At 73.6% G+C, this 6,310-nt stretch carries 6 protein-coding genes; 4 read left to right on the top strand and 2 right to left on the bottom strand.

What is annotated here, in order from left to right; all coding sequences use genetic code 11:
* Nucleotides 1-56: 56 nt before the first annotated feature.
* Entirely contained in the window at nucleotides 57-1,031 is a 975-nt protein-coding gene (gene galE, locus ACIHEI_RS14105) for a UDP-glucose 4-epimerase GalE (RefSeq protein WP_396606806.1), read from the bottom strand.
* Nucleotides 1,032-1,144: 113 nt separating this feature from the next.
* Between galE and ACIHEI_RS14110 the strand changes: the two genes are divergently transcribed.
* Nucleotides 1,145-2,260 (top strand): S1C family serine protease, encoded by a 1,116-nt coding sequence (locus ACIHEI_RS14110; protein WP_396606807.1) that lies wholly within the window; start codon nucleotides 1,145-1,147, stop codon nucleotides 2,258-2,260.
* 79 nt (nucleotides 2,261-2,339) lie between these two features.
* Here ACIHEI_RS14110 and ACIHEI_RS14115 read toward each other — a convergent pair whose 3' ends face one another.
* Nucleotides 2,340-3,491: a sensor histidine kinase gene (locus ACIHEI_RS14115; RefSeq protein WP_396606808.1), complete on the bottom strand. Its 1,152-nt coding sequence runs from the start codon at nucleotides 3,489-3,491 to the stop codon at nucleotides 2,340-2,342.
* A 276-nt stretch (nucleotides 3,492-3,767) separates the two neighbouring features.
* Here ACIHEI_RS14115 and ACIHEI_RS14120 point away from each other — a divergent pair, with 276 nt between their 5' ends.
* The 3 genes from ACIHEI_RS14120 to ACIHEI_RS14130 form a co-directional block, all read left to right on the top strand.
* Nucleotides 3,768-4,175 (top strand): NADH-quinone oxidoreductase subunit A, encoded by a 408-nt coding sequence (locus ACIHEI_RS14120; protein WP_380484421.1) that lies wholly within the window; start codon nucleotides 3,768-3,770, stop codon nucleotides 4,173-4,175.
* A complete protein-coding gene (locus ACIHEI_RS14125; protein ID WP_392949599.1) occupies nucleotides 4,166-4,810 on the top strand; it encodes an NADH-quinone oxidoreductase subunit B in 645 nt (214 codons plus the stop codon). Before ACIHEI_RS14120 ends, ACIHEI_RS14125 begins: the two co-directional genes overlap by 10 nt.
* The coding region (locus tag ACIHEI_RS14130) for an NADH-quinone oxidoreductase subunit C (protein WP_396606809.1) at nucleotides 4,807-6,310 on the top strand (1,504 nt) is incomplete at its 3' end. The genes ACIHEI_RS14125 and ACIHEI_RS14130, both read left to right, overlap by 4 nt.

Consider the following 6,310-nt stretch of genomic DNA (forward strand, 5'->3'; position numbering starts at 1 on the left):
AACTGATACGGCGACGGCCCCGGACCGGTGCGGTCCGGGGCCGTCGTGGTCGGCGGCTACGGGTGGCGGTGCTGCCAGCCGGCCCAGGCGGAGGCGACCATGGCGCGGACGTCGTGGCGGGCGGTCCAGCCGAGTTCGCGGTGGATCAACTCTGCGGAGGCCACCACACGGGCCGGGTCGCCGGCGCGGCGGGCGGTCACCTCGGGGGCGGTGTCGAGGCCGGTGACCTCGGCGATCTCGGCGAGCATCTCGCGGACGGAGACGCCGTGCCCGGTGCCGATGTTGAGGGTCAGCCGGACCTGCTCGCCGGACTCGGTGGCGCTCAGCCGGCGGACGGCGGCGACGTGCGCGGAGGCGACGTCCGAGACGTGGATGTAGTCGCGGACGCAGGTGCCGTCGGGGGTCGGGTAGTCGTCCCCGAAGATCAGCGGGGGCAGCCCGGCGGTGAGGCGCTGGAAGGCCAGCGGCACCAGGTTGGCCGCGCCCGGGTCGGACAGCTCGGGGAGGGCCGCGCCCGCCACGTTGAAGTAGCGCAGCGACACCGCGGACAGGCCGTACGCGTCGGCGCAGGCGTTCAGCAGCCACTCGCCGGCCAGCTTGGTCTCGCCGTACGGGTTCATCGGCGCGCACGGCGTGGACTCGGTGACCAGGTCGACGTCCGGCATGCCGTAGACGGCGGCGGAGGAGGACAGCACCACCCGGCGCACGCCCGCGTCGACCGCGGCGGCCAGCACGACCCGCAGGCCCTCCACGTTCTCGTGGTAGTAGCGCAGCGGCTGGGCGACCGACTCGCCGACCTGCTTGCGGGCCGCCAGGTGCAGCACGCCTCGGACGCCGTGTTCGGTGAGGACGCGGTCCAGCAGCGGGCGGTCCAGCGTGGAGCCCGTCACCAGGGGGACGCCGGGGGGCAGGTGGGAGGCCGCGCCGGTGCTCAGGTCGTCCAGGACGACCACGGACTCGCCGGCCGCGACCAGCTCCCGGACGACATGACCGCCGATGTAGCCGGCCCCGCCCGTGATCAACCAGGTCATGGCCCGATCCTAGACGGCCGCTTTCCGGGTGGTGGCTGGAGTGTCTGGGCGGCCATTCGGACATATCGCTGAAATGCTGACAAAGTTCTGTCCCGCGACCGGAGGTGGCAGTCGTGCGCCCGAAGAAGGAACCGACCCGCCCGCTTCCGGCCGGCCCCCGGCCCACCGGGCCCAGGCTGTGGCTCGGTCCGGCGGCAGTGCTGGTCTCGGCGGCCCTGCTGGTCACCGGCTGCTCCAGCGCCCACAAGGGTTCCGGGTCCAACACGGCGGCCGGCGCCACCACGACCGCTCCCGCCCCGTCCGCCAGCAACCAGACGGAGCAGGACTACCAGCAGGTGATCAACCAGGTGCTGCCCTCGGTGGTGCAGATCACCGCGGGTGACAGCCTCGGCTCCGGGATCGTCTTCGACGACAAGGGCGACATCGTCACCAACGCGCACGTGATCGGCACCGCGCAGACCTTCACCGTGACGCTGGCCAACAGCACCAAGCCGCTGAACGCCACCCTGGTGGGCAGCTACCCGCAGTCCGACCTCGCGGTGATCAAGCTCAGCAGCCCGCCCAGTGGGCTCAAGCCTGCCACCTTCGCGGACAGCGCGAAGGTGGCGGTCGGCCAGATCACGCTGGCCATGGGCAGCCCGCTGGGTCTGTCCAGCAGCGTCACCCAGGGCATCGTCTCGGCGGTCGGACGGACCGTCAGCGAGCCGTCGAGCTCCGGCTCGCCCGGCGCCACCATCGGCAACATGGTGCAGACCTCGGCCGCGATCAACCCCGGCAACAGCGGCGGCGCGCTCGTCAACCTCTCCAGCCAGGTGATCGGGATCAACACGCTGACCGCGGTGGACCCGGAGCTGGGCAACTCGGCCGCGCCCGGCATCGGCTTCGCCATCCCGGCCGTCACCGTGACCAGCATCGCCAGTCAGCTGATCGCCACCGGCACCGTCACCAACTCCGGGCGGGCCGCGCTCGGGGTGACCGTCCGCCCCTTCTTCAACGCGAACTTCCAGCCCGCCGGGGCGGTGATCGTCTCGGTGACCTCCGGCGGACCGGCCGACTCCGCGGGGCTGCAGGCGGGCGACGTGATCACGAAGATCAATGACACCGCGATCACCAGCCCCTCCGCGCTGACCAGCGCACTGGCCTCGTTCTCCCCGGGCGACAAGGTCACCGTCGGCTACCAGCGCAACGGGCAGGACCAGACCGCGGACGTCACCCTCGGGGCGCTCTAGCCCCGCTCGCTCGGGCCCGGGGTGCCGCACCGCGCAAGGGAGGCGGCACCCCGGGCCCGTCCATGACCTGGGCGGCCTGTCAGGCCCGGCCGGCCCTGGTGCGCCAGGGGAGTTCGACCGTCACCGAGGTCGGACCGGCGGCCGGGCTGTCCACCACGAACACGCCGTCCACCGACTCGGCGCGCTCGGCCAGGCCGGCCAGGCCGCCGCCGGGCCGGATCTCGGCGCCGCCCTTGCCGTCGTCCTGCACCGTCAGCATCAGCCGGTCCTCCTGGCGCCAGAGATCCACCGTGGCGGAGCGGGCGCCGGAGTGCTTGGAAGCGTTGGTGAGCAGCTCGCTGACGGTGAAGTAGGCGATGCCCTCGACCGCCGAGTCGGGGCGCTCCCCGCCCAGCTCGACCTGGACCTTGACGCCGCCCGGCAGCGTGCAGCGGGCCGCCACCGAGGACAGCGCGGCATCCAGACCGCGGTCGGTCAGCACCGCCGGGTGGATGCCCCGGGCGAGATCGCGCAGCTCCTGCAGGGCGAGCTTCACCTCGCCGTGCGCCGCGTCGACCATCTTCTGCGCGGCCACCGGATCCTCCGACAGCTTCTCCTTGGCCAGGCCGAGATCCATCGCCAGCGCCACCAGCCGGGCCTGCGCGCCGTCGTGCAGATCCCGCTCGATGCGGCGCAGATCGGCGGCGGCGTGGTCGACCACCGTGCCCCGGTCGTCCTCCAGCTCGCGGACCCGCTCCTCCAGCGCGCCCGGCGACAGCAGACCCTCCACCAGCAGCCGGGAGACCCACGCCAGCCCCCGCATCGCCCACGGCAGCACCGGCCAGCCGACGGTCAACAGCACCACCGTCAGCGTGAAGCTGAGGACGCCCCAGGGCAGCATCAGCAGGCAGTACAGCGCGCAGCGCCAGCTCAGCCCGTCCGAGAGCGAGGCTATGACCCAGCCCGCCGTGCCGGGACGGGAGACCACCAGCGGCCCCGGCTCGGCGACCCGGCTGTCCAGCGCGGCCCGGGCCCGGACCCGGCCCAGCCGGCCGAACAGACGGCAGCACGTCAGCCCGAAGGCCAGCAGCGGCAGCCCGATCACCGTCACCGCCAGGCCGACGCCCGTCCACAGCAGCGTCACCATCACCGTGAACGCGGCGATGCCGACCGGGAGGTTCAGCAACTCGTGCTGGACCTGTTGCCACAGCTGCGGCCCGTACAACGACGGGCGCTTCGCCTTGTCCTCCATGTCGGCGCCCTCTCCCTGGTGTTCGCCGGTTTCTTGACGATCACCAGCATCCCGGTTGCGGACAGCCGGCCGCCATGGTGCTGCACTCCGTCTTCGTCCGGGGGTTATCCCCACCCCCCGTGCTGAACCCCGCTCCCGACGGGCCGACAAGCGGAATTCCACCGGGCGTCCACCGGACGTCTTGCAGAACGGGCAGATGGGGGAGTAGACGAGCGGTGCACATAGACTCCCGCGATAGCGATGGTTATGGACGGGCAAAGAAGAAGGGCGTAATCCATGGAGTGGCAGCCGCTCGCTGCCGACCCCGCCGCCGGCAGCGGTTACTTCGACGCCTACGCGGCGATCGGCCTGCTGGCGGTCATCGGCGTCCTCTTCGTCACGGTGGCTTTCACCGCCAACCGCCTGCTGCGACCGGTGGTCGACACCCCGGAGAAACTGCTCGCCTACGAGTGCGGCGTCGATCCGGTCGGCGAGGGCTGGGCGCACACCCAGATCCGCTACTACGTCTACGCCTTCCTGTACGTGATCTTCGCAGTCGACGCGATCTACCTGTTCCCGTGGGCCACGGTGTTCGCCGCCGCCGGCTTCGGGGCGGTCACGCTGGTGGAGATGTTCGTCTTCATCGGCTTCCTCGCGGTCGGACTGCTCTACGCCTGGAAGAAGGGCGTTCTGGAATGGACGTGACGCACGCGCACGGGACGCCCGCCGACGGGCCGGTCCCGCTCGGCATCCCCGACCCGGCCAACCCCGGCGCCGCCGTCGAGCAGCGCCGCCTCGGCCCGCTCGCCCGGCTCGCCCCGGACCCGGTCAAGGTGGTGCTCAACTGGGGCCGCCGCTACAGCCTCTGGTGCTTCAACTTCGGACTCGCCTGCTGCGCGATCGAGTTCATCGCCGCGTCCATGGCCAAGCACGACTTCATCCGGATGGGTGTCATCCCGTTCGCGCCCGGCCCCCGGCAGGCCGACCTGATGATCGTCTCGGGCACCGTCACCGACAAGATGGCCCCCGCCGTCAAGCGCCTGTACGAGCAGATGCCCGAACCGAAGTACGTCATCTCCTTCGGCGCCTGCGCCAACTCCGGCGGCCCCTACTGGGACTCCTACTCCGTCACCAAGGGCGTCGACCAGATCATCCCCGTCGACGTCTACGTGCCCGGCTGCCCGCCCCGGCCCGAGGCGCTGCTCCAGGGCATCCTCAAGCTCCAGGAGAAGATCGCCGCCGAGGACATCCCGCAGCGCTACGCCGCACCCGCCGCCGCGCTGCGCCGCCCGCTGCGGACCGCGCCCGCGCCCGTGTCGGACGAGGGGGCCGAGCAGTGACCGACACCCCTGACGTTCCCGAGGTTCCGGCCGCCGAGCCGACCCCCGCCGAACGCACCGCCGCCGCGATCGGACCGTGGGCGACCGCCGCCGAGGCGTACGACCTGCTCACCGTCACCGTCCCCGCCGAGCACTGGATCGAGGCACTCACCGCCGCCCGCGACGGCCTCGGCCTGACGTTCCTGGACTGGCTGAGCGCCGTCGACGAACTCGCCGAGGGCTTCGCGGTCTGCGCCCACCTGGCCGCCGTCGGCGAGCCCGGCAGCGTGCGCCGACTGCTGCTGCGCACCCGGGTGCCGCGCGACAAGGCAGTGCTGCCGACCGCCGTCGGGGTGTACGCCGGCGCCGCCTGGCACGAGCGGGAGACCCGGGAGATGTTCGGCATCGAATTCCCCGGCCACCCCTACCCGGCCACCCTGCTGCTGCCGGACGGCTTCGAGGGCCACCCGCTGCGCAAGGACTTCGTGCTGGCCGCCCGGGTCGCCAAGGACTGGCCCGGGGCCAAAGAACCCGGCGAGTCCGACCACGGCGGCGGCCCCGCCCGCCGCAAGATGCTGCCCCCCGGCGTCCCCGACCCGAACGAGTGGGGCCCGCTCAAGGGCACCCTGCCGCCCGTCGCCGAACGCCCCGCGCGCGCCGCACGGGCCGGCGCCGGCGCCGGCGTCGACCGTCCGCGCCGCACCCGCAGCGTGGGGGAGGGCTCCGCCAGCCAGGCGGCGCCGGCCCCGGGCACGCCCGCCGCCGACGCGCCGCCGCCGGTGCGCGCCGACCGTCCGCGCCGCAGCCGCAGCGTCGGTGAGGGATCGGTCAGCCAGGCCGCCGATTCGGCTGCGCCCGCCGCTGAGCCGCCGTCGACTCCCGAGGCCCCGCGCCGCACCGCCCGGACCCAGTCGTCCGACGCCCCGTGGCACGCGCCCGTCCCGGCCCACGACGAGTCCGCGAAGCCTGCGGCCGCGAAGCCCGAGGCCGTGCAGCCCGAGCCTGCGGCGACCGGGCCCGCGAAGCCTGCGGCCGTGCAGCCCGGGCCCGCGAGGTCCGCCGACGCGAAGCCTGAGCCCGCGAAGGCGGCCGAGGTGCAGCCGGAGGCCGGGCAGGCCGAGCCTGCGGCCGCTGAGCCTGCGAAGCCTGGGGCCGTGGAGTCCGGGGGCGAGGAGGCGAAGCCCGTGCAGGCCGAGCCTGCGGCGACCGGGCCTGCGAAGCCTGCGGCCGTGCAGCCCGAGCCTGCGGCGACCGGGCCCGCGAAGCCTGCGGCCGTGCAGCCCGGGCCCGCGAGGTCCGCCGACGCGAAGCCTGAGCCTGCGAAGGCCGCCGAGGCACAGCCCGAGCCCGCGAAGCCTGAGCCTGCGAAGGCCGCCGAGGCACAGCCGGAGGCCGCGAAGCCCGAGCCCGCGAAGCCCGAGGCCGTGCAGGCCGAGCCTGCGGCCGCTGAGCCTGCGAAGCCTGGGGCCGTGGAGTCCGGGGGCGAGGAGGCGAAGCCCGTGCAGGCCGAGCCTGCGGCGA

Source organism: Kitasatospora sp. NPDC051984 (genome assembly GCF_044593455.1).
Lineage (GTDB): Bacteria > Actinomycetota > Actinomycetes > Streptomycetales > Streptomycetaceae > Kitasatospora.

Bases quoted from the DNA above. Each gene is read 5' to 3' on its own strand.
- galE (WP_396606806.1), bottom strand. From the start codon at position 1,031: ATGACCTGGTTGATCACGGGCGGGGCCGGCTACATCGGCGGTCATGTC.
- ACIHEI_RS14115 (WP_396606808.1), bottom strand. From the start codon at position 3,491: ATGGAGGACAAGGCGAAGCGCCCGTCGTTGTACGGGCCGCAGCTGTGG.
- ACIHEI_RS14120 (WP_380484421.1), top strand. From the start codon at position 3,768: ATGGAGTGGCAGCCGCTCGCTGCCGACCCCGCCGCCGGCAGCGGTTAC.
- ACIHEI_RS14125 (WP_392949599.1), top strand. From the start codon at position 4,166: ATGGACGTGACGCACGCGCACGGGACGCCCGCCGACGGGCCGGTCCCG.